This is a genomic window from Micromonospora sp. DT41, from assembly GCF_049841715.1.
GTDB lineage: Bacteria > Actinomycetota > Actinomycetes > Mycobacteriales > Micromonosporaceae > Micromonospora > Micromonospora profundi.
This window is the reverse complement of record NZ_JBNCKU010000023.1, coordinates 43,141-70,033: the sequence shown is the minus strand read 5'-3', so window position 1 is coordinate 70,033 and position 26,893 is coordinate 43,141. Positions and strand designations below refer to the sequence as shown.

The following is a 26,893-nucleotide window of genomic DNA, read 5'->3' as shown; positions in this document are numbered from 1 at the left end:
GCGTGTCGGCAGCGGCACCGCGGGCTGGTGGAGCGCTGCGGACGCGGGTCGGCTCATGAGGTGCTCGTCTAGGCTGGCTGGCCGGAGGTGGTACGCGTGCGACGGACAGCGCCGGTTGCTGACGCGGTGGGGCTGCTGGCCGGGTACGCCCTGGACAGGCTGCTCGGGGACCCCCGCCGGTGGCACCCGGTGGCCGGCTTCGGGCGGGCCGCCGGCGCGTTGGAGCGCCGTCTCTACCGACCGGACCGGACAGCCGGGGCGGCGTTCACCACGCTCGCCGTCGGCGGGCCCGTGGTGCTCGGCGCGGTTGCTGCGGCTGCCACCCGGCACCGGCCGGTGGCCCGCGCGGCACTCGTCGCAGCCGGAACGTGGACCGTGCTTGGTGGCCGTACCCTGCGGCACGAAGCCTCTGTCATGGGTCGAACGCTGCGCGACGGCGACCTGCCCGCCGCCCGGCAGCGCCTCGGTAACCTCTGCGGCCGCGACCCGTCGACGCTGGAGGAGTCCGAGCTGGCCCGGGCCACCGTCGAGTCCGTCGCGGAGAACACCTCCGACGCGGTGGTCGCCCCGCTGGTGTGGGGTGCGGTTGCCGGCCTACCAGGCCTCCTGGGCTACCGCGCGGCGAACACCCTCGACGCCATGGTCGGGCACCGGTCGCAGCGGTACGCGCGGTTCGGCACCCCGGCCGCTCGACTGGACGACCTGCTCAACCTGGTGCCGTCCCGGCTGACCGGGCTGCTCACTGTCGCTGTCGCCCCGGTAGCACACGGTGACCGCGAGCGGGCCTGGCACGTGTGGCGGCGCGACCGCAACGACCATCCGAGCCCCAACGCCGGCCAGTGCGAGGCGGCGATGGCCGGCGCGCTCGGCGTCCGCCTCGGTGGCCGCAACGTCTACTTCGGGCGCTCCGAGGTACGCCCGTTCCTGGGTGACGGCCCGCGCCCCGAAGCACGCCACCTCAAGCGGGCCGCCCGCATCTCCGGCGCCGTCGGCCTGGCCGCCCTCGGACTGGCAGCCGCGTACCCGGTGACCGTCGGCCGCCTGGTAAAGGCCGTGGGTCGGCGCGCGCTGCACGCAGCGGTCGGCGGGCGTGGGCTGGGTGGCGCGATCGGCCAGAGCAGGTCGCGGGCTGTCGTGGCAGGGCAGGGGAGCGGGCGGTGAGCGGCGGCCTCCTGGTCGCCGGCACCACCTCCGACGCCGGCAAGAGCGTGGTCACCGCAGGCATCTGCCGGTGGCTGCACCGCCGAGGCGTCAAGGTGGCGCCGTTCAAGGCGCAGAACATGTCGAACAACTCGGCAGTCGTCGTCGGGCCGGACGGGCGCGGCGGCGAGATCGGTCGCGCCCAGGCCATGCAGGCAGCGGCCTGCGGGATCGCCCCGGACCTGCGCTTCAACCCGGTACTGCTCAAGCCCGGCAGCGATCTGACCAGTCAGGTGGTGCTGCTCGGCGAGGCGGTCGACACGATCACGGCGAGCACCTTCGGTCAGTTGCGGCCCCGGCTCGCCGAGACCGCGTACGCCGCGCTCGCCGAGCTGCGCGACGTGTACGACGTGGTGATCTGCGAGGGCGCGGGCAGCCCTGCGGAGATCAACCTGCGGGGCGGGGACTACGTGAACATGGGCTTGGCCCGGCACGCCAGCCTGCCCACGCTCGTGGTCGGCGACATCGACCGGGGCGGGGTGTTCGCCTCGATGTTCGGCACTGTGGCGCTACTCGACGCCGCCGACCAGGCGCTGATCGCAGGCTTCGTGATCAACAAGTTTCGCGGGGACCGCGGCCTGCTTCAGCCCGGCCTGGACATGCTGCGCCAGGTTACCGGCCGCCCCACGTACGGGGTGCTGCCCTGGGCACTCGACCTGTGGCTGGACGCGGAGGATTCACTCGCCTACGGCAGAGTGCTCGGCCGCCCCGCCGCGCCGCACGGCACCGAATGGTTGGACGTGGCAGTCGTGCGGCTACCCCGGGTCAGCAACGCCACCGACGTGGAGGCGCTGGCCACCGAGCCGGGCGTGCGCGTCCGCCTCACCGTCGAACCGGCCGAGCTGGCCGCCGCAGACCTGATCGTCCTACCCGGCTCGAAGTCGACGGTCGCGGATCTCGCCTGGCTACGCGAGACGGGCCTCGCCGACGCGATCCACGCCCACGTGAGCAGCGGAAAGCCGCTACTCGGCCTCTGCGGCGGCTTCCAGATGCTCGGCCGGGCCATCCACGACCCGGTGGAGAGCCAGCAGGGCAGCGTGGCCGGGCTCGGCCTGCTGCCGATCGAGATCACCTTCGACACGCGCAAGACCGTCCGGCAGTCGGTGGGCACCGCCCCCGGTGGCCTGCCCGTGCGCGGCTACGAGATCCACCACGGGTACGTCTCACACGCCGACCCGACCCTGACCCCGCTGCTGACCGGTGCCGACGGCGTCGGCGAAGGCGCCGTGCTCGGCGCGGTGCACGGTACGCACTGGCACGGGGCATTCGAGTCGGACGAGTTCCGTCGCTGGTTTCTCACCGAGGCTGCACGACTGGCCGGGCGCACCGGGTTCCGTGTCTCACCGGTCACCAGCTTTGCCGCCGCCAGGGAACGCTCGCTCGACCTGCTCGGCGACCTCGTCGAGGAGCATCTGGACACCGACGCCCTCTGGAAACTCATCGAAAACGGCCCCACTCCCGGGCTCCCGTTCATCCCACCGGGCCCGCCGCAAACCTGACCGGAGACTCAGCCGCGACTTCTCCCGCCGTCCCGGCTGGGCTGCGGCTCGGCGTCGGGGACGGTTGGCTTCGGCGACGGTGGCCTGCCCGTCCCCGCCAGTCGGGCCGCCGTTGCGGCGTCTGGTGGGAGTTCAGGGGCGGATGTCGGCGGGGCGATCAGTGGTGGGCAGACCGGCGGCGAGCCAGGCGTCCACGCCTCCGATCATGTCGGTGGCGCGGCGCAGGCCGAGGGTCTGCAGGCTGGCGGCGGCCAGGCTGGAGCTGTAGCCCTGGCGGCACACCAGCACGATCTCCCGGTCGTAGCCGGTGGCCTCCGGAATGCGCCAGGCGCTGGCCGGGTCGAGTCGCCATTCCAGCACCGTCCGGTCGATGACGACGGCACCGGGCAGGTCGCCCTGTTCGCGGCGTTGCGTGTCGGTACGGGTGTCGACAAGCAGCGCGCCGCCGCGGACCGCCTCGACGGTCTGCTGCGGAGTCAATCGGTGCAGCCCGGCGCGGGCCTGTTCGAGCAGGGCGTCAATGCCGGGGCTCATCACGTCTCGGAGCACCACCAGATCATGCCGATCGGGCTACCCGCCCGCGTGGCGAACGGGTTGCCCGTCACCCCTCGCCGCCGCAATTCCCCCGGACGTGACGGTCCCCCGGCCGCAGCGGTCAGCCGGACGTGTCAGCCCGCCAACGCACCCGACACCGCGTGCGTCAGCCGGACGTGTCAGCCCGCCAACGCACCCGACACCGCGAGCGTCAGCCGGACGGGTCAGGCGGCCAACGCACCCCGCCGATGCCGCGTGATCCACTCGTCTTCCGTGAAACCGGGGTGTCCCGGGAGGCAGGACACCCCGGTTTCACGGAAACCGAGTCGATCACGTTGACCTGTGGCGACGACGGCATACTTCGGTGGTGTGGACCAGGCCACCGACCGCACCGACAGTAGGTTGACTGTGGCCGTCGTCGAGGCGTACACCGAGTTGGCCCGTCGGGTGCTCGCGGGCCCGGCGCGGTTGGGGCGGACCCGGCTTGTCGCTGTCGACGGGCCGAGCGGCGCGGGCAAGAGCAGGTTCGCGGCGCACCTCGCGGACGCCCTTGCCGCCCTGGCAGGCACGCCTCGGCACCACTGTGAAGGCGGCGGGCGACCGCCGGTGGTGCACACCGACGACCTGCTCGACGGTTGGGACGACCAACTCACCTTCTGGCCGCGGCTGGACGCGCAGGTGCTGGCTCCGCTGCGGGAGGGACGGCCCGGGGCGTACCGCCGCTACAGCTGGGTGCGGCGGTCGTTCCTGCCACGCCCGGTCCCGGTGCCGGTCGCGCCGGTGCTGATCCTGGAGGGCGTCAGCGCGGCGCGCGCCGTCGTCCGGCCCGAGGTGACAGTGGCCGTGTTCGTGACCGCGCCCGCGCCGACGCGGCTGGCTCGCGCTGTCGCCCGGGACGGACCGGAGATCCTGCCCGAGCTGCGCCGCTGGCATGCGGGGGAGCGGGCGCACTTCGCCGCCGACGGCACCGCCGACCGGGTCGACCTGGTGGTCGACGGTGCGCCGAGGCTGCCGTACGACGCCGAGAGGTACTACGTGCGGACGCGCTGACCCGAGTGCAGCCGGTAAGGCTCAGCCGGGCGTGGACGCCGGCCACCGACTGGGGCACGATGCGGGAAAGGTCGGGAACGGCGAACGGGAGTCACATGTCGACAACGGACACACCCGCACGACGCCGGGTCACCCTCACCGGCATCAGCTCCCGAGCCTGGGAGCATCCGGCGGACCGGGGCGCCCTTGTCGCGCTGCGGGAGCTGCGCGGGTTCGACGACGTGCTGCGGGCGTTCTTCGGCATGTGGAACGAGCGCGGGTTCCGACTTTCCGTGCTGGCCTCCGGCATCCGTGTCGACCACCGGCAGTACCCGGCGGTGTGGCAGCGCTACACCGAGGCCGCGGCGGCGCTCGATGTGGCCGAGCTGCCCGAGCTGTACGTGACTCAGTCGCCGTGGCTGGGCGCCGAGGCGGTCGGCCTGGAGCGGCCGTTCATCGTGCTGAACTCCGCGTGCGTGCAGCAGCTCGACGAGGACGAGCTGCGCTGCCTGCTCGGCCACGAGCTGGGGCATGTGGGCAGCGGGCACGCCGTCTACAAGACGATGCTGATGATCCTGACCCGGTGGGCGGCCAACCTGAGCTGGCTGCCGGTGGGCGCGTTCGCGCTGCGGGCGATCATCGCGGCGATGCTGGAGTGGTGGCGCAAGGCGGAGCTGTCCGCCGACCGGGCGGGGCTGCTCGCCGGGCAGGATCCGGCCGCCGCGCTGCGGCTGCTCATGAAGCTCGCCGGTGGCGGTGACCTGTCCCAGGTCGACACCACCGCCTTCCTGGAGCAGGCCGCCGAGTACGCCGGTGGCGGCGATCTGCGGGACAGCCTGCACAAGATCCGGATGACCGCGTGGAGCACCCATCCGGCGCCGGTGGCGCGGGCCGCCCAGCTGCGGCAGTGGATCGACTCCGGGGCGTACGGGCGGGTGCTGGCCGGGGACTACCCACGTCGCGACGATGACGCCTCGACAAGCGTCTCGGAGGAGATCAAGGCCGCCGCCGAGTCGTACCGGGAGGAATTCAGCAGGTCCACCGATCCGCTCGTCGGTTTGCTGCGCCGCCTCGGCGACGGGGCCAGCGACGTCGGCGAGTGGGTGGGCGGCACCGCCGGTCGAGCCCGCTCCTGGGTGGATGCCGCGACGGAGGCCGCCGGCCGGGCACACCGCGCCGGTCGGGCCGCGCCCGGTGCCACGGCGGGTGCCGGCGGAGCCGGTGGCGGTGACGGTACGGGCTCGGGCGGCGCGGCGGTGTAAGGCCGGCATACGATTCCGGTCATGACCTCACCGATCATGTCCGAGTCCGAGGTGCGGGCCGCCGTCGAGCGGGAGATGCCCGGCGTCCGGGCCGACCTGGAACGTCTCGTCCGTATCCCGGGCATCGCTTTCGACGGCTTCGACCACTCGCACGTGGAGCGCTCCGCCGAGGCGGTGGCCGATCTGCTGCGCGGCTGCGGCCTGGACGTCGACATCGTGCGCTCCGGCGGCCAGCCCGCGGTGATCGGCCGGCGGGCAGCACCGCCCGGAGCGCCGACGGTGCTGCTGTACGCCCACCACGACGTGCAGCCGGTCGGCGACCTGTCGCTGTGGGAGTCCGACCCGTTCGAGCCGGTGGAGCGCGACGGCCGGCTCTACGGCCGGGGCGCGGCCGACGACAAGGCCGGCATCATGGCGCACGTGGCGGCGCTGCGCGCGTACGGTGACGCGTTGCCGGTCGGCGTGGTCCTGTTCATCGAGGGCGAGGAGGAGTACGGTTCCGACTCGCTGGAGCGGCTGCTGGCCGAGTACCGCGACGAGATCGCCTCGGACGTCATCGTGATCGCCGACTCCGCGAACTGGGACATCGGCGTACCGGCGCTGACCACCTCGCTGCGCGGCATCGTCAACTGCTTCGTTGAGATCCGTACGCTCGACCACGCCGTGCACAGCGGCATGTTCGGCGGCGCTGTCCCGGACGCGCTGACCGCGTTGGTCCGCCTGCTGGCCACATTGCACGACGACGCCGGTGACGTGGCGGTCGACGGGCTGATCAGCCGCGGAGGTGCCGTCGTCGACTACCCGGAGGACCGGTTCCGGTCCGAGGCGGGGCTGGCCGAGGGTGTGCAGCTCATCGGCACCGGCCGGATCACCGACCGGCTCTGGACCAAGCCGGCCCTGACCGTGCTCGGCATCGACGCGCCGGCCACCGGCGAGGCTCCGAACGCGTTGCTGCCGGCAGCGAAGGCAAAGCTCAGCCTCCGTCTGGCCCCGGGCGACGACCCGAAGCGGGCGTACGCGGCGGTGCGCGCCCACCTGGAGAAGCACGCGCCCTGGGGTGCTCAGGTGACGGTGACGTTCGAGCACGACGGCGAGCCGTGCGTGATCGACGCTTCCGGCCCGATGTTCGACGCCGCCCGCTCGGCGTTCCGGGCCGCCTGGGACGGCACCGACCCGGTGGACATCGGCGTCGGCGGTTCGATCCCGTTCATCGCGACCTTCCAGGAGATGTTCCCGCAGGCGGCGATCCTGGTGACCGGTGTGGAGGACCCGCACGCCCGCGCGCACGGCCCGAACGAGGGCCTGCACCTCGGCGAGTTCGCGCGGGTCTGCCTCGCCGAGGCGTTGCTGCTGGGTGCGGTGGCCGTGGCGGGTGCGAACAGGCGATAGGTGTCGGAACCGTAACTCCCTGTCTGATCTGGGAGTTTGCGGCGTGTCGCGGGCGGGTTTGTTATAGCCTTTCGAACATGAGTACGAACGAGGTGATGGCCCGCCTGGGGGCCGCCGTCAGTGCGCTGGGGGACGTCGACGTCTCCGCGTGGTCCGAGGACACGCTCAACGAACAGCTCGGTGAGCTCTCCGCCGCCCTGGTCGCCCTCGACTCGGTGCTCTCCCGGGTCGCCGGCGAGGTCCGCGCCCGAGGGCTGCGCATCGAGGAACCCGTCTCCGCCTGATTCGCCGCCACCGCCGGCAGCGGTGGCGGCACCCTGCCGACACCGCCCGGGTACGGCAATACCCGGGCGGTGTCGTGGGCGGCTGGCAGGATGAGGTTCGTGCGGTTCATCGATCTGGCGGCCACCTCCGCCGCCGTGAGCGCCACCAGCGGCCGGCGGGCCAAGGTGGAGTTGTTGGCCGACGCGCTGCGCCGGCTCGACCCGGCCGAGGTGGAGCCGGGCGCCGGATATCTCGCAGGTGAGCTGCGGCAGCGGCAGACCGGCGTGGGCTACGCCAGCCTGCGTGACCTGCCGCCACCCGCCGCCGAGCCGATGCTGACCGTGGCCGCCGTCGACGCGGCCATCGAGCAGATCGCCGCAGTGCAGGGCGCGGGTTCGCAGGCCCGCCGCCGGGCGTTGCTGGGCGCGCTCTATTCGGCGGCGACCGCCGACGAGCAACGGCTGCTCACCGCCCTGTTCGGTGGCGAGTTGCGCCAGGGCGCCCAGGCAGGGCTGTTGGCCGACGCTGTGGCACGGGCCGCCGAGGTGCCCGTCGCGACGGTCCGCCGGGCGCTGCTGCTCGCCGGTGACCTGCGCGCGGTGGCGGTTGCCGCGCTGGCCGGAGGTGCCGCCGAACTGGCGGCTTTCGGCCTGCGGGTCGGCCGACCGCTCGCGCCGATGCTGGCGCAGAGCGCACCCTCGGTCGACGAGGCGCTCGCCGCGACCGGCACTCCCGCCGTAGTCGACGTGAAGCTCGACGGCATCCGCATCCAGGTGCACCGCTCCGGCGCCGACATCGCGGTGTTCACCCGGAGCCTCGACGAGATCACCGGCCGGATGCCCGAGGTGGTGGCCGCCGTCCGTGCCCTGCCCGGCCGGGAAATGGTGCTCGACGGCGAGGCGATCGGCCTTGACGATGCGGGCCGCCCACTGCCGTTCCAGCAGACCTCAAGCAGGGCCGCACGGCGCACCACGCCCAGCACCACCGGGGGCACGCCGGTCGCCCCGGCGGTGCTCGCCGCGGCGGCCAACACCGGTGCGACGGTGCTGACCCCGTACTTCTTCGATCTGCTGCACCTCGACGGCCAGGATCTGATCGACCTGCCCGGTCGGGAACGGTGGGCCGCGCTCGCTGGCGCTGTCGACTCGTCGCTGCTGGTCGGGCGAATGGAGGTCGACGGCCCGGAGCAGGCCGGGGCCGCGTTCGCCGCCGCGATCGACGCCGGCCAGGAGGGCGTGGTGGTCAAGGCGCCGGACGCGCCGTACGACGCCGGCCGGCGAGGTGCCGCCTGGGTCAAGGTCAAACCACGGCACACACTCGATCTGGTGGTGGTGGCCGTCGAGTGGGGCAGCGGCCGGCGCGAGGGCTGGCTGTCCAACCTGCACCTGGGTGCCCGCGACCCCCGCACCGGCGACTTCGTGATGCTCGGCAAGACGTTCAAGGGGCTCACCGACGAGCTGCTGCGCTGGCAGACCGAGCGGTTCCTCGGCCTCGCCGTGGAGCACGGCGACTGGGTGGTCCGGGTCCGCCCCGAGCAGGTGGTGGAGATCGCCTTCGACGGGGTGCAGACGAGTTCGCGCTATCCGGGCGGCATGGCGCTGCGGTTCGCCCGGGTGGTGCGTTACCGCGACGACAAGACCGCCGCCGAGGCGGACACCATCGACGCGGTCCGGGCCATCCACGCCGGCCGTTCCACCGGCTGACCGTCGTCGCACCGGCCGGCCGCTGACGACCGGCCGCCGCCAGCCTGGTCACCGTCGTCGTACCGGCCGGTTGATCCAGTTGACCGGCCGCCGCCGGCCCGGGTCACCGGCTGGACAGCGACCGGGCGTAGTTGACCTGGTTGTTGATGTGCTGCACCTGACCCTGGTCGCTCACCGGGATCCGGGCCACGTACTGCTTGACGCCGTTGGTGACCGTCACCTGGACGGTGCCGCGGTGCCGGGTCTCCTTGACCAGCAGGAAGAGCAGGCTGAAGATGGCCACGCAGAAGAATCCGACGATGGCGCAGACCAGCGCCCAGGTGGCGATCTTCTCCTCGCGCTGCCAGTAGTCGGCCACGTGCCAGCTCGCGCCGGCCAGCGGCAGCACCCCGGCCGGCGTGCGGATGACCGGCGGGCTCACCGCGATCTCGGCGATCTGCACGGCGACCACCTCCGGCCCGGCGAAGCCGGCCGTCGCGGCCGGGTACGCCGCCACCGGCGGATACGGCCCGACCGCCGGCCACGCCCCAGGGGTCTGGGCTGGCGGCCCGGAGAAGGAGGCCGGCGGCGCGGAGTACGACGCGGGTGGCGCGGAGTACGACACGGGTGGCGCGGAGAAGGGCGCGGCCGCTGCGGGCGAGATGGCCGGCGAGGTGGGCGACTGCGCCGGTGCGGCAGGGAACTGCGCGGTCGGTGCCGGGGCGGCCGGCGGCGTACCGAAGATCGCGGCGGCCGGGAACGGCGCGGCCGGTTGCGGCGTGGCCGGGAACGGCGTGGCCGGGAACGGCGCGGTCGGCGGCATGGCAGCCAACGCGGCGGTCGGCGGCTCGGCGGCCCACGGGTCGGTGGGCGGATGTGCCTGCGTCGCCGGCTCCGACTCGGGTCGCGGCACTGCGGGATCCACGGTCATCAGCGCACCCCGCACGAATTGATCACCCGGCGGAGACTACCGGCTGCCGTGGTGCCCCGTGTTCCCCCGACCGTCCGATTGCGACGCCGGTACGGTCACCGGGCTCAGGCGGACGCGCTCGGCGTGGGCTCAGCCGCCCGGTCCAACGGGGCGGTCGTCGTGTCGATCCCGGCGGCCCGGCGGGCCTCACGACGGGCCACCCAGCCGTAGCCGAAGAGGGCCATCACTGCGAACAGCCACCACTGCACGACGTAGCCGAAGTTCTGCCAGTTGTTCGCGTGCCCCACCGGCACCGCCTTGAACACCGGGTCGGCGGGCGGGGTCTGCTCGTCCAGCAGCAGGTATCCGCCGTAGATCGGGTAGGGCAGTTCGCGGGCGAGCCCGGGCACGCCGACGCGGCGGGTCTCCAGCAGCCCGTTGCGGCGGGCCACAGTGCCGGCGCCGCTCTCGGTCTCGTGCACCCGGCCGACCACCGTCACGTCGCCGGTGGGCGTGGCGGGCACCGACGGCTGTGCTGTGGCCCCGCCCGGAGCCGGCGGGATCCAGCCCCTGTCGACGAGCAGCGCGGTGCCGTCGGCGAGCACCAGTGGGGTGAGCACCTCGAAACCGACGCGACTGTCGGCCGTCCGGCCCCGGACCAGGATGGTGTTGGACGGGTCGTACCGGCCGGTGGCGGTGATCCGGGACCAGACCTTGTCCTCCGCGGGCGGTGGGCCGGCGGTCCCCGGGCCGCCGGTGGGAGCGCGGAACGCCTCGCTCAGAGGCACCGGTGCCATCCGCAGACCGGCGTCGATCCGCTCGTTGACCTCGGTGCGCCCCTGGTAGCGGTCCAGCTGCCAGTTGCCCAGCCAGACCATGACGGCAGAGGCGACCAGTGTCAACGCGAGGGCGCCCAGCCAGCGTGGGCTCAGCAGGAACCGGTACACGGCACCGAGGCTACCCGTATGACCGGGGCCACTGACCTGCACCGGGCCGGAGACCGCCGATCGGCCGGGCCAGGGACCGTCGATCAGCGCGGGCGGGGACCGTCGACCACCCCGGGTCGGGGGTGCTCGCGCGTACGACCGGGCGGGTATCGTCACGCGGACGGCTCGGCACCCCGGCCGGTCGTCGCGTACCCGCCGCCGCCCGCGAGGAGTCGATGATGACCGTCGTGCCGCGCCTGGTGCTCAGCGCGCCGTCCTCCGGCCACGGAAAGAACGCGCTGGCGATCGGGCTGCTCGCCGCCCTGGCCGAGCGGGGTGTCGACGTCGCCGGGTTCAAGCTCGGCCCGGACCAGGTCGACGCCGCGTACCTCGGTCTCGCCGCCGGTCGGCCGGGCCGGGTGATCGATCCCCGGCTGGTCGGTGCCGACCGGCTCGCCCCGCTCGTCGCGCACGGCGCAGCGGGCGCCGGGCTCGCCGTGGTGCAGGGCAGCATGGGCCTGTACGACTCGGTGGGTGGCCGCCCCGAGCAGGAGTCCACCGCCGCCGCGGCCGCCGCTCTGCGCAGCCCCGTGGTCCTGGTTGTCGACGTGGCGGCGATGGGACAGTCGGTTGCCGCCCTCGTGCACGGTTTCCGCTCGTACGACGAGCAGTTGTGGCTCGGTGGGGTGATCCTCAATCGGGTGGCGTCCTCCCGGCACGAGGGGATGCTGCGCGAGGCGCTGGAGGACGTGGGGGTGCCCGTCTACGGGGCGCTGCGCCGCCATGACCTGCCGTCGGTGCTGCCGTCGCGCCGGCACGGCGTGGCCCCGGTCGTCGACGGGTCGGCCGACGCCACCCGTGCGGTCCGTCGCCTCGGCGAGGCTGTCGCCGCAACTGTCGACCTGGAACGGCTGCTCGGGCTGGCCCGCTCGGCACCGCCGCTGCCGGCGACGGCGTGGTCGCCGCAGGAGGTGCTCGGCGAGCTGGTCGTCCCGGCGCAGCGTCCGCTGGTGGCGGTCGCGGGTGGGCCTGGCGGCAGTTTCAGCCATCCGGAGACGGCCGAGTTGCTGCGGGCCGCCGGGGCCGAGGTCGTCGTTGTCGATCCGCTGCGCGACGAGACGCTGCCGGCCGGCACCCGCGCGCTTGTCGTCGGCGGCGCGCTGCCCGAGGCGTACGCCGAGCAGTTGTCGGCCAACCGGCGGCTCTGCATCGCGGTGGCCGAGTTGGCGCGTACCGGGCGGCCGGTGGTCGCCGAGGGCGCGGGCCTGCTCTGGTTGGCGCGGGAGCTGGACGGGCTGCCGATGTGCGGCGTGTTGGACGCAGTCGGTGTCAGCCGGGATGGCCTCGTGGTGGGCTACCGGGAGGCGACAGCCCAGACCGACAGTGTGGTCGCGGCGAAGGGCACAGTGCTCGTCGGCCACAAGGAGCACCGCGCGGTGCTCACCCCGCGCGCTGGTCAGCGGCCGGCGTGGAGCTGGGACGGTGGCACGCCGGAGGGGTTCGTCTGGCGCAACGTGCACGCCTCGCAGCTCACCCTGCACTGGGCCGCGCATCCGGCGACCGCCGCCCGGCTGGTCGCCGCTGCGGCGAGCGAGCCGGCGGCCGAGGCGCTGCCCGCCACCCCGGACGGTGTGCCCGCGTAACGCCGGTTCCGGCACCCGCCGGTGCCGGCAGCCGGCTGACCCGCGCGGATCGACGCGGGTCAGTCGACTGTCACGCCGGTCAGCCGACTATGGCGTCCGATGGTGGGGTGAACTGACGGGTCGGTGTGCCCTTCAGTCCGTCGCGCAGGGTCTCGGCGACCGCCGCGATAGGGATCTGCGACTGCCCGTCACCGACGGCGTTGAACGGATTGTCCGGGTCGGAGATGAAGCTCGCTGCGGCCAGTTCAGGTGTGTAGCCGACGAACCAGGCCGACCGGGTGCTGTCGGTGGTGCCGGTCTTGCCGGCGACCGGGCGGCCGACCGTACCCCGGACGCTGTCGGCGGTGGACCAGCCGCCGCAGCTGCCGCGTGCCGGGGTGTCCCCGGTGGGGCAGCGGGCGGCGTCGGTGGCGGCCCGAGCGGCGTCCGCGCTGACGACCTGCCGGCAGCGTGGCTTGGCCACCTCGCGATGGATACCGCCGGGGGTCGCGTACGTCGTCGGAGTGCCGTCCCGGTTCATGATCGCCTGTACGGGGATCGCCTCGCAGTAGCGGCCGTCGGCGGCGATGGCGGCGTACGCGTTCGCCATCTCCAGCGGGGTGGCGTCGGAGACGCCCAGGGTGAAGGCACCCCACTTCGAGGCTTTCGCGGGTGAGGCGTGGTCCCGGTCCACGTCGGTGCGCCAGCGCAGCCCGAGTTGCTCGGCCAACCGGACCGCCCGTTCCGCGCCGACCTTCTCCTCCAGCCACACGAAGTACGTGTTCACCGACTTGCCGAAACCGGACCACATGGTCTGCTGGCCGGTCATCGCGCCGCTGGCGTTGGAGGGCGACCAGCCGTCGTAGACCTCCGACCGGTAGCGGTATGGCGCGTTGAATGAGGTGGACAGGGTCATCCCCGAGTCCAGCGCGGCAAGCATCGGGAACATCTTGAACGTCGACCCGGCCTGGTAGCCCGCCAGGTCACCGCCACCGAGCAGTGGCGCCACGGTGTTCGGGTAGTTGGCCTTCACCTTCGGCCCGGCCTCGGGGTTCGAGCTCTGTGGGTTCTCGCTCAGGTCCAGCGAGTACGTCCGGTTCACCGCCATGGCCTTGACCCGCCCGGTGCCCGGCTCGGAGACCACGATGCCGTTGGCGAACGGGCTGCCGGTGGCGTCCTTGGCGCCGACGTTCTTCTCCGCCGCTTCCTGGACCTTCGGGTCGAGGCTGAGCACGATCCGGTAGCCGCCGCGGCGCAGGTTGTCCATCCGCTCCAGGCGGCTGGCGCCGAACGCGGGTTGGGAACTCCACCAGTTCTTCAGGTAGTCGCAGGCGAAGCCCCAGCTGTTGTACTTCTCCGGGATCGCCGCGCAGTCGTGCGGCGGGGTGGTCAGCTTCAGTCGGATCGGCTCGGACTTGGCGGCGGCGGCCGAGTCGGGGGAGAGGTAGCCGAGTTGGCTCATCCGGTCCAGCACGTAGTTGCGCCGCCCGGTGGCCTCCTTCTGGTCGGAGTCGGCGGGGTCGTACTCGGATGGGGACTTGACCAGGCCGGCGAGGGTGGCCGCCTCGACGGGGGTGAGGTCCTTCGGGGTCTTGGAGAAGAAGATCTCGCTTGCCGCGTAGATGCCGTACGCCCGGTGACCGAAGTACGCCGAGTTCAGGTACCGCTCCATGATCTGTTCTTTGCTCAGCTCCTTCTCCAGGTCCAGCGCCATCCGCATCTCCTTGACCTTGCGCAGGCTGGTCTGCTGGGTGGCTTCCTGGACCTCCTTGGGCGTTGTCGCGCTGTCCCGCAGGGCCATCCGGACGTACTGCATGGTGAGCGTGGAGGCACCCTGGGAGACCCCGCTGGAGCGGGCGTTGGACACGAAGGCGCGGGCCACGCCCTTCGGGTCGACGCCGTGGTGCTGGTAGAAGCGGGAGTCCTCGGCGGCGACGATCGCCTGCTGGATGTTCGGCGACATGTCCGACAGCTTCGTGTACTGCCGGTACTCCTCGTAGAACATGGTCAGTACGGTCTTGCCGTCCGGGGCGTAGAGGTAGGAGGTCTCGGCGGGCAGGGCGGTGGCCAGCAGCTTGGTCTTGTGCTCCACGGCGTGTGCGGTGGCCTTCGCGCCGAGCCCGGTCAGGGCGACGAGCGGGTACGCGGCGGCGGCGATCACGATGCCGGCGATGAGCCCGGCGCGCAGGAGAGGAACGAGTCGACCAGCGGCAGCAAGGGGTCGGTTGCTCACATGGCCAAGTTATGACATTTCAGAATCGAACATGAGAAAAACTCATAAACCAGCGCTGTGGTGATGTGCCTTACGCCGGGATCGACTGTCCCGCCGGCCGCCTTCCCGGCAGGATCGCGGGCATGCGTGATCAGCCGAGCGACGTACCGCCGGTCGCCGCGGCCGACCCGGCGCTGGCGCCCGAGCCGGATCTGGCACACCACGGGGACGCGGAGGTCGGCAACGGCCTCATCGACCTCGCCGTCAACGTCCGCCAGGCACCACCGCCTGCCTGGTTGGCCGAGCCGATCGCCGCCACCCTCACCGACCTGGCCCGCTACCCGGACCCGACGCAGGCCCGTGCCGCCGTCGCCGCCCGGCACCGGCGTCCCCCGAACGAGGTAGTGCTCACCGCCGGGGCCGCCGAGGGCTTCGTGTTGATCGCCCAGGCGCTGCGCGGCATCCGCCGACCGGTGGTCGTGCACCCCCAGTTCACCGAACCGGAGGCGGCGCTGCGGGCCGCCGGTCACCGGGTCGAGCGGGTGCTGCTCGACCCGGCCGACGGCTTCCGGCTCGACGCCTCCCGGGTACCCGCCGACGCCGACCTGGTGATGATCGGCAACCCCACCAACCCCACGTCGGTGCTGCACCCGGCCCAGACGGTGGCCGCGCTGGCCCGCCCGGGTCGGGTGCTCGTTGTCGACGAAGCGTTCGCCGACACCACCGGCGGGCACAGCGGCGAGCCGGAATCACTCGCCGAGCGGCGCGACCTGCCCGGACTGCTCGTGGTGCGCAGCCTCACGAAGACCTGGGGGCTCGCCGGCCTGCGGATCGGCTACCTGCTCGGCGCCCCGGAGCTGCTGTCCCGGCTGGCCGCCGTCCAGCCGCTCTGGGCCGTCTCCACGCCCGCGCTGGCCGCCGCCGCGGCGTGCGCCACGCCCGTCGCCGTCTCCGCCGAGCGCGCGATCGCCGTCGACCTCGCCGCCGACCGCGACCACCTGGTGGCACGCCTCGCCAGCATCCCCGGTGTACGCGTCGCAGGCCGCCCCGCCAGCGCGTTCGTGCTTGTGCACCTGCCCGGCGCGATGCGGGTGCGCTCGGCCCTGCGGGACCGGGGCTGGGCGGTGCGTCGCGGTGACACGTTCCCGGGTCTCGGCCCGGACTGGCTGCGCCTGGCGGTACGTGACCGAAACACCACCGACGCGTTCGTCGAGGTGCTGCGCGAGATCATGGAGGCATGATGCTGGAGACCACGATCGCGGCCATCGCGCCACTGGACGAGTCGGCGATGGCCGCGGCCCGGGAGATGCACGGCCGCCTGACCAAGCCGCCGGGCTCGCTCGGTGCGCTGGAAGACCTGTCGGTACGCCTCGCGGGGCTCGCCGGGGTCTGCCCACCGCCGTTGCCCGAGCCGGCCGCAGTGGCGATCTTCGCGGGAGACCACGGGGTGCACGCCCAGGGGGTGACCCCGTGGCCGCAGGAGGTCACCGGGCAGATGATCGGCAACTTCCTGGCCGGCGGCGCGGTCGTCAACGCGTTCGCCCGGCAGGCCGGCGCCTCGGTCACAGTTGTCGACGTCGGGGTCGCCAACCCGCTGCCCACCCCGGACGAGGTACCCGACCCGGCCGTGCACGATCCGGCCACGCCCCGGCTTGTCACCGCGTCAGTACGCAGGGGCACCCGGGACTTCACAGTGACCGCCGCGCTCACCCGGGACGAGGCGCTCGCGGCGGTGTGCACCGGCATCCGGATCGCCGACGAGTTGATCGATGCCGGCGCCGGCATCCTGCTCACCGGCGACATGGGCATCGGCAACACCACCCCGGCGGCCACCCTGATCGCCGCGTTCACAGGCGTCGACCCGCTCGACTCCACCGGCCGGGGCACCGGCGTCGACGACCCGACGTACGCCCGCAAGGTGGCAGTGGTGCGTGCCGCGCTGGCCCTGCACGAGCCCGACCCGGCCGACCCGCTGGGCGTGCTGGCCGCCGTCGGTGGCCTGGAACACGCGGCGCTGGCCGGGCTGATCCTGGGCGCGGCAGCGCGCCGCACACCTGTGCTTCTGGACGGCGTGATCGCTGTCTCCGCCGCGCTCGCCGCCGCCGCGTTCGCGCCGAACGCGGTCTTCGCCATGGTCGCCGGGCACCGCTCAGCCGAGCCGGGTGCCACGGTGGCGCTGCGCAGCCTGGGCCTTGACCCGCTTATCGACCTGGGGCTGCGTCTCGGCGAGGGCACCGGGGCGCTGCTGGCGCTGCCGGTGGTCACCGGCGCGGTGCGGGTGCTGCACGAGGTGGCCACGTTCGACTCCGCAGGGGTGGCCGAGAAGTGACAATGCGCGTCCGGCTCGGAGGTGCGCTGTGAGCGCCAGCCCGTACCCCCTCGGTCTGCGGCTCGACGGGCGTCGGGTGGTCGTGGTGGGCGGCGGCGCGGTCGCCACCCGGCGCGTCCCGGCGCTGCTGGACGCCGGCGCGGACGTCCTGCTCGTGGCACCGGAGCTCACCCCGGCGTTGCGTGCGCACGCCGACGCGGGGCGGCTGCACTGGGTGCCGCGCCGGTTCACGCCCGACGACCTGGACGGGGCGTGGCTGGTCCAGGTGGCGATCGACGATCCCCTCGCTGCGGCGTCGGTGAGCGCCGCCGCCGCCGAACGGCGGATCTTCTGCGTCCGGGCCGACGACCGGACGGCTGCCACCGCGTGGACCCCGGCGGTGACCCGGCACGGCCCGGTCACAGTAGCGGTGCTCGGCGGCGGCGATCCGCGACGGGCGATGAGTGTCCGAGACGCGATCCGCGACCTCCTCGGTGTAAGGAAGGGCCCCCTGTTAACGCCTGCGGTAGAGGAAGGGGCCCTTCCTAACGCGGGCGGCGGGCGGGTGGCGCTGGTCGGGTCCGGTCCCGGTGACCCGGAGCTGATCACTGTGAAGGGCTGGCGGCTGCTCACCGAGGCTGACGTGGTCGTCGCCGACCGGCTGGTGCCCGGGCTGCTCCTGGACGAGCTACGTCCCGATGTCGAGCTGGTAGACGCCTCGAAGATCCCCTATGGCCCGTCCCGGGCACAGGAGGAGATCAACCAGATCCTGGTCGACCGTGCCCTGGCTGGCGCCTTCGTGGTGCGGCTCAAGGGCGGCGACCCGTACGTCTTCGGCAGGGGCGGCGAGGAGTTGCTGGCGTGCGCGGCGGCGGGCGTACCGGTGACCGTGGTCCCCGGGGTGACCAGCTCGATCGCCGCTCCTGCGGCGGCCGGGATTCCGGTCACCCACCGGGGGGTGGCGCACGAGTTCACAGTGGTCTCCGGGCACCTGGCACCCGACTCGCCGGCGTCGCTTGTGCGTTGGGACGCCCTTGCGGGTCTGCGTGGAACCCTTGTGATCCTGATGGGGCTGAAGAATCTCGCCGCCATCACGGCAACCCTGATCGCGCACGGCCGACCGCCGCAGACGCCGGCCGCCGTCGTCCAAGAAGCCACCACGGGCGCCCAGCGGGTGCTGCGGTCGACGCTCGACGCGGTGGCTGCCGACGCGGTGGCGGCCGACCTCCGTCCGCCCGCCGTCGTGGTGGTGGGTGACGTGGTGGGTGCCCTCGACGGGTGACCGGTGGCACGGGTCCACGCGGACCGGAGCGGCCCTGGGCGGTGCGGGCGCGGAGCGGCCCCTGGGCGGTGCGGGCGGCAGAGACCGGCCGGTCCCTGCGGGCCCTTTGCTCTGCTTCAACCGACGCAACACGGAGACGTCGTTTGTGTTGCGTGGAGTGAAGCAGAGCAAAGGACGCGCGGAGGGCCCATGGCGAGGGCGGTGACGGCGGCGCTCGGGTGGCCGCTACCGCCGGTGCGGTCCACCGACCGACGCCGGCCGGAGCGACGACGGGCCGGAGCAGCGCTGCTCCGGCCCGTCGTCGAACTGCCTGTCGGCTACTGCTTGAGCATGTTGTCCAGCAGCAGGGCGCAGCGGATCAGCCCCAGGTGGCTGTACGCCTGCGGGTGGTTGCCCAGGCCCCGCTCGGCGAGCGGGTCGTACTGCTCGGGGAGCAGCCCTGTCGGGCCGGCCGTGAGCACCATCTGCGCGAACAGTTCCTCGGCGTCGGTGCGGCGGCCGGTGCGCAGGTACGCCTCGATCAGCCACGCCGTGCAGATGTGGAAGCCACCCTCACGGCCGGGCAGGCCGTCGTCCCAGTGGTAGCGGTAGACGACCGGCCCGCTGCGCAGGTCCGCCTCGATCCGCAGGACTGTGGACAGGAAACGCGGGTCGTCGCCCGCGAGCAGGCCGGAGAGCCCGATCCAGAGCGACGAGGCGTCCATGTCCTCGTCGCCGTAGGCGACGCTGTACGCCTCCACGTCGGAGTGCCAGCCGTGCTCCAGCACGTTGGCGCCGATCCGGTCGCGCAGGTCCGTCCACTCCGGCCGGTCCTCGCCGCCGTGCTGGCGCATCACGTGCAGCGCCCGGTCGACGGTCATCCAGCACATCACCTTGGAGAAGACGTGGTGCCGAGGTGGGAGCCGAGCCTCCCAGATGCCGTGGTCGGGCTCGTGCCAGCGGCGGCGGACCGCCTCGACCATGTTCTCCAGGACCCGCCACTCGTCGTCACGCACCGAACCGCGGGCGTCGGCGACGGCCGCGATGAGGTCGGCGATCGGGCCGAAGACGTCCAGTTGCAGCTGGTGGTTGGCGAGGTTGCCGACCCGGACCGGCCTGGAGCCGGCGTACCCGGGCAGCGTGTCGATGACCGCCTCGGCACCCAGCTCGTAGCCGTCGATCGTGTAGAGCGGGTGCAGCCGCTCCGGGTGACCGCCGGTGCGTTCGATGCAGCCGTCGACCCAGAGCAGCAGCGCTTCGGCCTCCTCGATGGAGCCGAGGTCGACAAGCGCGCGGGCGGTTAGCGCCGCGTCCCGTAGCCAGCAGTAGCGGTAGTCCCAGTTGCGGACGCCGCCCAGCTCCTCGGGGAGCGAGGTGGTGGCCGCGGCCAGGATCGAGCCGGTCGCCTCGTGGCAGAGCCCTCGCAGCGTGAGGGCGCTGCGGGCGACCAGGTCGCGGGCGGTGGACGGCAGCCGCAGCGAGGCCACCCAGTCCTTCCACGGCTGCTCGGCAGCGGCCTGCCGCTCGTGGACCGGCACCCGGTGGTGCTCCAGGCTGTTCGTGCCGAAGCGAAGCTCCAGCACGATCTGCCCGCCGGCTGCCGAGAGGTCGACGATCGCCTTGGCGGTCTCGTAGCCGCCGTCGTTCGTGACGTCCCACTCCACCCCGGGGGAGTAGAGGGCGATCGGCTCGTTCGAGCCGAGCACCAGGAGGCCGTCGCCGAGCGGTTGCAACTGCACGGCGACCTGACCGAATTCGGGTCGCGGCGCGAAATCCACCCGGACCCGGCCACTGCCGGTCAGCACCCGGACCAGCGTCGAGTCACCCGTGATCACCGCGGCGCCGTCCGGGATGGTCTCCCTGGTCGGCTTGTCCAGCCAGTCGGTGACGGTGAGCCCGGACCACCGGGTCTCCACTGTCATCGTGCCGGAGCGGTAGCGCTGGCCCAGAGGAATACCGCCGCGTTCCGGGGCGACGCTGAAGTGGCCGGCGGGGCTGCCGCCGACCAGGTCGGCGAAGATCGCCGCCGAGTCCGGCTTGGGGTGGCAGAGCCAGCTGACCTTGGCCTCGGGGGTGAGCAGCGCGACGGTACGGCCGTTGGCCAGCATGGAGTGCCGTTCGATAGGCACCGCCCGCTCACCGAACAGCCAGTGCCGACGGGTCTCCAGCAGCAGCCCGAGCGCGCGGGCCGCCTCGATCGGCTCGGCCACCCGGTAGTCGGCCTGCGTCTCGCCCGGACCGATCTTGATGCCGAGGTCCGGTCCGTGCAGGTTGCCGAACGCGTTCTCGTCGGTGACGTCGTCGCCGATGAAGAGCACCGCGCTTGCCGCGAGCTGGGTCCGGAGCTGGTCGATAGCGGTGCCCTTGTGGGTGGCCACCACTGACAGCTCGATGACCTCCTTGCCCTGCGTGACCGTGACGCCGTCGAAGGTCGCCGGGCCGCTCAGGGCCGCTTCGATTGCCGAGGCGGCGACCTGCGGGTCGACTCCCCGGGTGTGCATGGCGACGCTTGCCGGCTTGCGTTCCAGCCGGATGCCGGGGTGCTCGGCGGCGATCTCCCGCAGCGCGTTGCGCACCTGCTGGCGTACTGCCACCAGCTCGGGGGAGAGCCGCTCGACGAAGCCGATGTCGAACTCGGAGCCGTGGCTGCCGACGAGGTGCACCTCGCTGGGCAGCCGGGAGAGCGCGGCCAGATCGCGCAGCGCCCGGCCGGAGACCACCGCCACGGTGGTCTGCGGCAGCGCGGCGAGCGCGCGGATCGCGGCCACCGCCTCGGGCAGCGGTACGGCTGTGCTCGGATCCTCCACGATCGGCGCGATCGTGCCGTCGTAGTCGCAGGCGATGAGGAGTTGGGGAACCCGGGCGATCCGGCCGATGGCGGATCGTAGTTCCGGGTCCATCACTGCGGCGGCGATCGCCGCTCCGTCGGTGACGGACGTGTTCACGCGGCCTCCGCCTCGGACACTCCGAGCTCGGAGAGGAAAGACTTGGCCCAGTGCCCCACGTCGTGGGTGCGCAGGTGGCGTTGCATTGTCCGCATCCGGCGGCGTGCCTCGGTTTTCTCCACGTGCACTGCCCGGAGCAGGGCGTCCTTGACCGCGTCCGGGTCGTGCGGGTTACACAAAAATGCCTGGCGCAGCTCTGTTGCGGCGCCGGCGAATTCACTGAGCACGAGCGCGCCACCCTGGTCGGCGCGCGATGCGACGTACTCCTTGGCCACCAGATTCATTCCGTCTCGCAGCGGGGTCACCATCATCACGTCGGCAGCGACGTACATCGCGGCCAGTTCACTGCGACTGTACGACTGATGCAGATAATGCACCGCCGGCACGCCGACCCGGCCGAATTCGCCATTAATCCGACCAACCTCGCGCTCAACCTTGACTCGAAGTGCCTGGTAGTGCTCGACGCGCTCGCGGCTCGGCGTGGCCACCTGCACCATAACCGCATCCGGAACTGTCAACTTTCCGTCAGCAAGCAGTTCGCGGAAGGCCTTCAGGCGCAACTCGATGCCCTTGGTGTAGTCGAGCCGGTCCACACCCAGGATGATCGTCTTCGGGTCGCCCAGTTCGGCGCGGATCTGCTTGGCCCGGGCCTGGATCGCCGGGTCCTCGGCAAGCCGCTCCATCTCCTTGGTGTCGATCGAGATGGGGAACGCGCCCGCCTTCACCTGCCGCCCGTCGACCTGGATCATCTGACCCTCGTAGCGCAGGCCGAGCAGGTGCCGGGCCAGCCGGACGAAGTTCTGCGCGGCCAGCCGCTGCTGGAAGCCGACCAGGTCGGAGCCGAGCAGGCCGCGCAGGATCTCCGTACGGAACGGCATCTGCATGAACAGCTCGATCGGCGGGAACGGGATGTGCAGAAAGAAGCCGATCCGCAGGTCCGGTCGCAGCTCACGCAGCATCGCCGGGACCAGTTGGAGCTGGTAGTCCTGCACCCAGACCGTCGCGCCCTCGGCGGCCACGTCCGCCGCGGCCTCCGCGAACCGGGCGTTCACCAGGCGGTACGCCTCCCGCCAGCGACGCTTGTACGCAGGTGTCTCGACAGCGTCGTGGTAGAGCGGCCAGATCGTCGCGTTGGACTGGCCCTCGTAGTAGCGCTCCAACTCCTCGGCGCTCAGCGGCACCGGGTGCAGTCGGATGCCCTCAAGGTCGAAGGGCTCGGGGGCGGCGCCGGTGCCACCGGCCCACCCGACCCAGGTGCCCTGGTGTTCGGCGAGCACGGGGTGCAGCGCGGTGACCAGCCCGCCGGGGCTGCGTCGCCACTGCCGTCCCTCGGGTGTGCTCACCTCGTCGACCGGCAGACGGTTCGCCACTACGACAAAGGAGCTACGGACGGTCACGATCGGCCACCTCCGGGTACTGACGGGTCCACCGCGATGAGCGTACTGAGCGTAGCTGCGGTGTCTGGGCCCCCGTGCCGGAGTCTCCTACCCGCTCACGCTTCGGCGAATCCTCAAGGTGATCTTGTCGACAACCGGCAGGTCCAGAGGTCCGGCGAGCGGCTCGCGGCAGCCGGCAGCGGGTCCGGCCGGCGGCGCGCCGCGTACCCCGGAGGCGGGGTGATGTGGGCGAAGCGCGCCGTACCTGTCAGGATTGAGGGTGGCGTGCGCGTGGCCGGCTCCCGGCCGGCGGCGGCGGGTGGAGATTCGAGCCCGCGCCGCGCCGCCGATCAGCGACAGCAAACCGACGGAGGTAGCCCGCACCGTGGCCCAGTACATCTACGTCCTGGAAAAGGCGCGCAAGGCGCACGGCGACAAGGTCGTGCTCGACAACGTGACGCTGAGCTTCCTGCCGGGGGCCAAGATCGGTGTGGTCGGCCCGAACGGCGCCGGTAAGTCCAGCCTCCTCAAGATCATGGCAGGGTTGGACAAGCCGAGCAACGGCGAGGCCCGGCTCATGCCCGGTTACACGGTCGGCATGCTCGCCCAGGAGCCTCCGCTCAACGACGCCAAGACCGTGCTCGGCAACGTCGAGGAGGCGGTCGCCGAGACGAAGGCCAAGCTGGAGCGGTTCAACAAGATCGCCGAGCAGATGGCGACCGACTACTCCGACGAGCTGATGGAGGAGATGGGCCGGCTCCAGGAGGAGCTGGACCACGCCGACGCGTGGGACATCGACTCCAAGCTCGAACTGGCAATGGACGCCCTGCGCTGCCCGCCGCCGGACGCCGACGTGACCCAGCTCTCCGGTGGTGAGCGGCGCCGCGTCGCGCTCTGCAAGCTGCTCCTGGAGGCCCCCGACCTGCTGCTGCTCGACGAGCCCACGAACCACCTGGACGCGGAGAGCGTCTCCTGGTTGGAGCAGCACCTCGCCAAGTACGCCGGCACCGTCATGGCGATCACCCACGACCGGTACTTCCTGGACAAGGTGGCCGGCTGGATCCTGGAGCTGGACCGGGGCCGGGCCATCGGGTACGAGGGCAACTACTCCACCTACCTGGAGAAGAAGGCCGCACGGCTGGCCGTCGAGGGCCGCCGCGACGCCAAGATGAAGAAGCGCCTCACCGAGGAACTGGAGTGGGTGCGCTCCAACGCCAAGGCCCGGCAGACCAAGTCCAAGGCCCGCCTGGACCGGTACGACGAGATGGCCACCGAGGCGGAGAAGACCCGCAAGCTGGACTTCGAGGAGATCCAGATCCCGCCGGGCCCGCGTCTGGGCAGCACGGTGATCGAGGCGTCGCACCTCAGCAAGGGCTTCGGCGACCGGCTGCTGATCGACGACCTGTCGTTCTCGCTGCCCCGCAACGGCATCGTCGGCATCATCGGCCCGAACGGCGTCGGCAAGACCACGCTCTTCAAGACCATCGTCGGGTTGGAGGAGCCGACCAGCGGCGAGGTCCGGGTCGGCCCCACCGTCTCGCTGTCGTACGTCGACCAGAACCGGCAGGGCCTCGACGGCGACAAGACCGTCTGGGAGGTCGTCTCCGACGGTCTGGACTACCTGATGGTGGGCAAGGTCGAGATGCCGTCGCGGGCGTACATCGCCGCGTTCGGTTTCAAGGGACCGGACCAGCAGAAGCCGACGAAGGTTCTCTCCGGCGGCGAGCGCAACCGGCTCAACCTGGCGCTGACCCTGAAGATCGGCGGCAACGTCATCCTGCTCGACGAGCCGACGAACGACCTGGACGTGGAGACGCTGTCCAGCCTGGAGAACGCCCTGCTGGAGTTCCCCGGCTGCGCCGTTGTCATCTCCCACGACCGGATGTTCCTCGACCGGGTCGCCACGCACATCCTGGCCTGGGAGGGCGACGACCAGAACCCGGCGAAGTGGTTCTGGTTCGAGGGCAACTTCGAGGCGTACGAGAAGAACAAGATCGACCGTCTCGGCGCGGAGGCCGCCCGTCCGCACCGGGTGACCTACCGCAAGCTGACCCGCGACTGACCGGCCGAGAAGGTGTCTGACCGGTTCGTCTACCACTGCACACTGCGCTGGTCCGATCTCGACGCGTACGGCCACGTCAACAACTCGCGCTTCCTCACCCTGTACGAGGAGGCGCGGGTGGCGTTGATGTTCGCCGGCGGTCGGGCCTGGGGAGTGGGCTCGTTCGCCGACGGCGTCGTGATCCGTCGGCACGAGGTCGACTACCTGCGCCCCGTCGACTACGCGCTGGGTCGGGCCACCGCGGAGGCCGCGCCCACGGTCCGCATCGAGCTGTGGGTGGAGGAGATCAGGCCCTCGCGGTTCACCGTCGCCTACGAGCTGTACGACGGCGACGTGCTGGCCAGCCGCGCCCGCTCGGTGCTGGTGCCGTTCGACCTGACCCGCCAGGTGCCCCGGCGGATCACCGCAGAGGAGCGGGCGTTCCTGCTCACGTACGCCCCGCAGGGCGGTGACGGGTGACCCGGCCGGACACGGCGGGGCCGGACCGGGCGGCGGCGTCGCAGCCCGGTCACGGCCTGACCGGGGTGGCCGACGCGGGCGCGTTCCTGGCCCGCCTGGTCCGACTGGACCCGGGTGCGCTGGTCCGGCTGCGGCCGGGTGGCGCGCCCGGCCGGGTCGCACTCTGGGCCCGGTTGCCGTGGCAGGCGCTCGTGGTCCGTACGGTGGCCGGCGGTCCGACCGACGGCACCGCCGTGGACGTCACCGTGAGCGCCGCGCAACTGCTGGCGGAGCTGGAACGCGGTGGCGTGACGTTGCCGGCTCCCAGGGACGCGCAGTGGCAGTGGCCGTTGCCGCCGGCACGCAGCCAGCCGGTGGAGGTGTTGCCCACCGCGGAGCTGCGGCGGATCGCGGACGCGGCGGCAGGCGCTCTGCGTGCCGCGAGCGAGCAGGGTGTCGCAGGTCGTGCGGTGGGTCAGCGTGCCCTGCGTGACGCGCTTCTCGACCACGTGGCAGTGCTCGTCACTCCGGACGACCCGCCGGGCCCGCCGGTGGAGGTGTCGCAGCGGTTGGTGCAGGGGCTGGTCCGGATGGGCTTTCTCGGCCCGGCCGACGGCGCCGCGCGGTCGCAGGTGCAGGTGCGTGTCGCCGGCCGATGGGTCGGCCTGGTGGGACCATATGGAGCCACTTGGTTGCAGAAGGCCACCGATCTTGGCCTGACCCCCCTCAACACTCGTACGAACGGATGACCCTGGCTCATTCTTCTGGGTCGGTGCGGTCGTTGGGGGGGTGCTTCAACTCGGCTGTCCGGGTACCGTCCATCCTCGGATCCAACGCACCGTAGGCGGCTGGATCCGCTGGGGAGTGAGGTGCGCGAGCGATGCCGTGGTGGTCATGGCGCCCCGGTCCCGCCGACGGCGGGAATCCGGAAACCGGAAGCGGGATCACAGTCGACAGCGCGGTCCGGGTCGGGCCGCCCAGCCCTCGCCAGCCGGGGGACGACTGCCCGGGCAACGACAGGCCCGCGCTGGCCGACATGTCGGTCACCGTCGAGCCGGTGAGCCTGGGGCGGGTCTGTGACGCGCTCGATCTACTCGACGTGCGTTACCTGGCAGACGGCGACGGCAATCTCCTGGCCATGTGGGAGCGGCACGCGGTGCTGGTGACCCTCGAAGGCCCGGAGGACGAGATCCTGGTCATGCGGGCCCGCCCGCACGCCACGGTCCCGCCGGACTGGGCTGACCGGGCCTACCGGGTCGTCAACGAGTGGAACCACACCCGTCGGTTCTGCAAGGCGTACATCGGTGACCCGACCGAACGCGGTCAACTGCCGATCTACGCCGAGCTTCAGGTGCCGCTCGGCGCCGGCACCCACGACGCGCTGCTTGTCGAGATGCTCGACTGCGGCGCGGCGGTGGCCACCAGCTTCGTGGACTGGCTGCACGACGAGGGCGCGCTGCTCTGAGCCTCGCGCCTGCCGACGGCCCGGTGCGGGCCGTCAGGCGGGCTCGGCCGGGTCTTCCATGGCGTTGACCATGAAGTACGCGGCCCGCTCCAGGTAGTCCCAGAGGGCGGTGGCGACCTGCGGCTCCAGATCGAGCTTGTCCACCGCGTTGCGCATGTGCCGCAGCCAGGCGTCCCGTTCGGCAGCGCCGATCCGGAACGGGGCGTGCCGCATCCGCAGCCGCGGGTGCCCACGCTGGGTCGAGTACGTGTTCGGGCCACCCCAGTACTGCATCAGGAACAGGGTCATCCGGTCGGCAGCCGGGCCCAGGTCCTCCGGATACATCGGCCGTAGCAGAGGATCGCCTGCCACGCCGACGTAGAACTCGTCCACAAGCCGGCGGAAGGTGGGCTCGCCGCCGACCGCTTCGAAGAGGGTCATCGACGCACCGGGACGGTCGGATTCACCTGCGGGGTTCACCGTTCCATCCTGCCAGGTGCGGCCCGGCCCGGCCGGACCCGTAGGCCGTG

General features: G+C 72.3%; 22 protein-coding genes. 15 read left to right on the top strand and 7 right to left on the bottom strand.

Annotated features, from left to right (window positions below; translation table 11 throughout):
* The first annotated feature begins 96 nt into the window (after positions 1-96).
* Both ACLQ23_RS29100 and ACLQ23_RS29095 read left to right on the top strand, forming a co-directional pair.
* A complete protein-coding gene (locus ACLQ23_RS29100; RefSeq protein WP_355593921.1) occupies positions 97-1,161 on the top strand; it encodes a cobalamin biosynthesis protein in 1,065 nt (354 codons plus the stop codon).
* Positions 1,158-2,699 carry a cobyric acid synthase gene (locus tag ACLQ23_RS29095; RefSeq protein ID WP_355593922.1) on the top strand — a complete coding sequence of 514 codons (1,542 nt, stop codon included), beginning with the start codon at positions 1,158-1,160 and terminating at the stop codon, positions 2,697-2,699. Before ACLQ23_RS29100 ends, ACLQ23_RS29095 begins: the two co-directional genes overlap by 4 nt.
* Before the next feature lie 132 nt (positions 2,700-2,831).
* Here the strand turns inward: ACLQ23_RS29095 and ACLQ23_RS29090 are convergent, their stop codons facing one another.
* Positions 2,832-3,233: a rhodanese-like domain-containing protein gene (locus ACLQ23_RS29090; RefSeq protein ID WP_053653131.1), complete on the bottom strand. Its 402-nt coding sequence runs from the start codon at positions 3,231-3,233 to the stop codon at positions 2,832-2,834.
* 342 nt (positions 3,234-3,575) lie between these two features.
* On the opposite strand from ACLQ23_RS29090, the gene ACLQ23_RS29085 reads away from it, so the two are divergent.
* From ACLQ23_RS29085 to ACLQ23_RS29065, 5 genes are all read left to right on the top strand, one after another.
* Complete coding sequence (locus tag ACLQ23_RS29085) at positions 3,576-4,283, top strand: uridine kinase family protein (RefSeq protein ID WP_355593924.1); 708 nt, start codon at positions 3,576-3,578, stop codon at positions 4,281-4,283.
* Between the two features lie 95 nt (positions 4,284-4,378).
* Positions 4,379-5,524 (top strand): M48 family metallopeptidase, encoded by a 1,146-nt coding sequence (locus ACLQ23_RS29080; RefSeq protein ID WP_355630375.1) that lies wholly within the window; start codon positions 4,379-4,381, stop codon positions 5,522-5,524.
* Positions 5,525-5,560: 36 nt separating this feature from the next.
* On the top strand, positions 5,561-6,913 hold the full coding sequence (locus ACLQ23_RS29075; RefSeq protein ID WP_355594016.1) for a dipeptidase: 1,353 nt from the start codon (positions 5,561-5,563) through the stop codon (positions 6,911-6,913).
* A 77-nt stretch (positions 6,914-6,990) separates the two neighbouring features.
* The gene (locus ACLQ23_RS29070) at positions 6,991-7,197 is read left to right on the top strand and encodes a hypothetical protein (protein ID WP_030333429.1); all 207 of its coding nucleotides are present in this window, start codon (positions 6,991-6,993) and stop codon (positions 7,195-7,197) included.
* 90 nt (positions 7,198-7,287) lie between these two features.
* Positions 7,288-8,880 carry an ATP-dependent DNA ligase gene (locus tag ACLQ23_RS29065; RefSeq protein WP_355593928.1) on the top strand — a complete coding sequence of 531 codons (1,593 nt, stop codon included), beginning with the start codon at positions 7,288-7,290 and terminating at the stop codon, positions 8,878-8,880.
* A gap of 103 nt (positions 8,881-8,983) precedes the next feature.
* Here the strand turns inward: ACLQ23_RS29065 and ACLQ23_RS29060 are convergent, their stop codons facing one another.
* Both ACLQ23_RS29060 and ACLQ23_RS29055 read right to left on the bottom strand, forming a co-directional pair.
* The gene (locus ACLQ23_RS29060; RefSeq protein WP_425881376.1) at positions 8,984-9,790 is read right to left on the bottom strand and encodes a hypothetical protein; all 807 of its coding nucleotides are present in this window, start codon (positions 9,788-9,790) and stop codon (positions 8,984-8,986) included.
* A 104-nt stretch (positions 9,791-9,894) separates the two neighbouring features.
* On the bottom strand, positions 9,895-10,716 hold the full coding sequence (locus ACLQ23_RS29055; RefSeq protein WP_355593932.1) for an SURF1 family cytochrome oxidase biogenesis protein: 822 nt from the start codon (positions 10,714-10,716) through the stop codon (positions 9,895-9,897).
* A 218-nt stretch (positions 10,717-10,934) separates the two neighbouring features.
* Between ACLQ23_RS29055 and ACLQ23_RS29050 the strand changes: the two genes are divergently transcribed.
* On the top strand, positions 10,935-12,338 hold the full coding sequence (locus ACLQ23_RS29050) for a cobyrinate a,c-diamide synthase (protein WP_355593934.1): 1,404 nt from the start codon (positions 10,935-10,937) through the stop codon (positions 12,336-12,338).
* Positions 12,339-12,417: 79 nt separating this feature from the next.
* Here ACLQ23_RS29050 and ACLQ23_RS29045 read toward each other — a convergent pair whose 3' ends face one another.
* On the bottom strand, positions 12,418-14,550 hold the full coding sequence (locus ACLQ23_RS29045; protein ID WP_355593936.1) for a transglycosylase domain-containing protein: 2,133 nt from the start codon (positions 14,548-14,550) through the stop codon (positions 12,418-12,420).
* A 122-nt stretch (positions 14,551-14,672) separates the two neighbouring features.
* Between ACLQ23_RS29045 and cobC the strand changes: the two genes are divergently transcribed.
* The 3 genes from cobC to cobA are packed head-to-tail and all read left to right on the top strand — an operon-like array spanning position 14,673 to position 18,119.
* The gene (cobC, locus tag ACLQ23_RS29040; RefSeq protein WP_355630388.1) at positions 14,673-15,770 is read left to right on the top strand and encodes an Rv2231c family pyridoxal phosphate-dependent protein CobC; all 1,098 of its coding nucleotides are present in this window, start codon (positions 14,673-14,675) and stop codon (positions 15,768-15,770) included.
* The gene (gene cobT, locus ACLQ23_RS29035) at positions 15,770-16,858 is read left to right on the top strand and encodes a nicotinate-nucleotide--dimethylbenzimidazole phosphoribosyltransferase (protein ID WP_355594018.1); all 1,089 of its coding nucleotides are present in this window, start codon (positions 15,770-15,772) and stop codon (positions 16,856-16,858) included. The genes cobC and cobT overlap by 1 nt, the downstream gene beginning before the upstream one ends.
* A 28-nt stretch (positions 16,859-16,886) precedes the next feature.
* Positions 16,887-18,119, top strand: coding sequence for a uroporphyrinogen-III C-methyltransferase (gene cobA / locus ACLQ23_RS29030; RefSeq protein WP_355593938.1), 1,233 nt, complete (start codon positions 16,887-16,889; stop codon positions 18,117-18,119).
* Positions 18,120-18,436: 317 nt separating this feature from the next.
* On the opposite strand, the gene otsB is transcribed toward cobA, so the two are convergent.
* A complete protein-coding gene (otsB, locus tag ACLQ23_RS29025) occupies positions 18,437-20,998 on the bottom strand; it encodes a trehalose-phosphatase (protein ID WP_355594020.1) in 2,562 nt (853 codons plus the stop codon).
* A gap of 41 nt (positions 20,999-21,039) precedes the next feature.
* Positions 21,040-22,440 (bottom strand): alpha,alpha-trehalose-phosphate synthase (UDP-forming), encoded by a 1,401-nt coding sequence (locus tag ACLQ23_RS29020; protein ID WP_053653015.1) that lies wholly within the window; start codon positions 22,438-22,440, stop codon positions 21,040-21,042.
* Positions 22,441-22,804: 364 nt separating this feature from the next.
* Here ACLQ23_RS29020 and ettA point away from each other — a divergent pair, with 364 nt between their 5' ends.
* The 4 genes from ettA to ACLQ23_RS29000 all read left to right on the top strand — a co-directional run bounded on the left by ettA (position 22,805) and on the right by ACLQ23_RS29000 (position 26,384).
* A complete protein-coding gene (ettA, locus tag ACLQ23_RS29015; protein ID WP_355594022.1) occupies positions 22,805-24,481 on the top strand; it encodes an energy-dependent translational throttle protein EttA in 1,677 nt (558 codons plus the stop codon).
* Between the two features lie 12 nt (positions 24,482-24,493).
* Positions 24,494-24,940: an acyl-CoA thioesterase gene (locus ACLQ23_RS29010; RefSeq protein WP_053653013.1), complete on the top strand. Its 447-nt coding sequence runs from the start codon at positions 24,494-24,496 to the stop codon at positions 24,938-24,940.
* Entirely contained in the window at positions 24,937-25,668 is a 732-nt protein-coding gene (locus tag ACLQ23_RS29005; RefSeq protein ID WP_425735707.1) for a hypothetical protein, read from the top strand. Before ACLQ23_RS29010 ends, ACLQ23_RS29005 begins: the two co-directional genes overlap by 4 nt.
* A gap of 131 nt (positions 25,669-25,799) precedes the next feature.
* Positions 25,800-26,384 carry a YbjN domain-containing protein gene (locus tag ACLQ23_RS29000; protein ID WP_355593940.1) on the top strand — a complete coding sequence of 195 codons (585 nt, stop codon included), beginning with the start codon at positions 25,800-25,802 and terminating at the stop codon, positions 26,382-26,384.
* 33 nt (positions 26,385-26,417) lie between these two features.
* On the opposite strand, the gene ACLQ23_RS28995 is transcribed toward ACLQ23_RS29000, so the two are convergent.
* On the bottom strand, positions 26,418-26,804 hold the full coding sequence (locus tag ACLQ23_RS28995) for a globin (protein WP_425735706.1): 387 nt from the start codon (positions 26,802-26,804) through the stop codon (positions 26,418-26,420).
* Between the last annotated feature and the right edge of the window lie 89 nt (positions 26,805-26,893).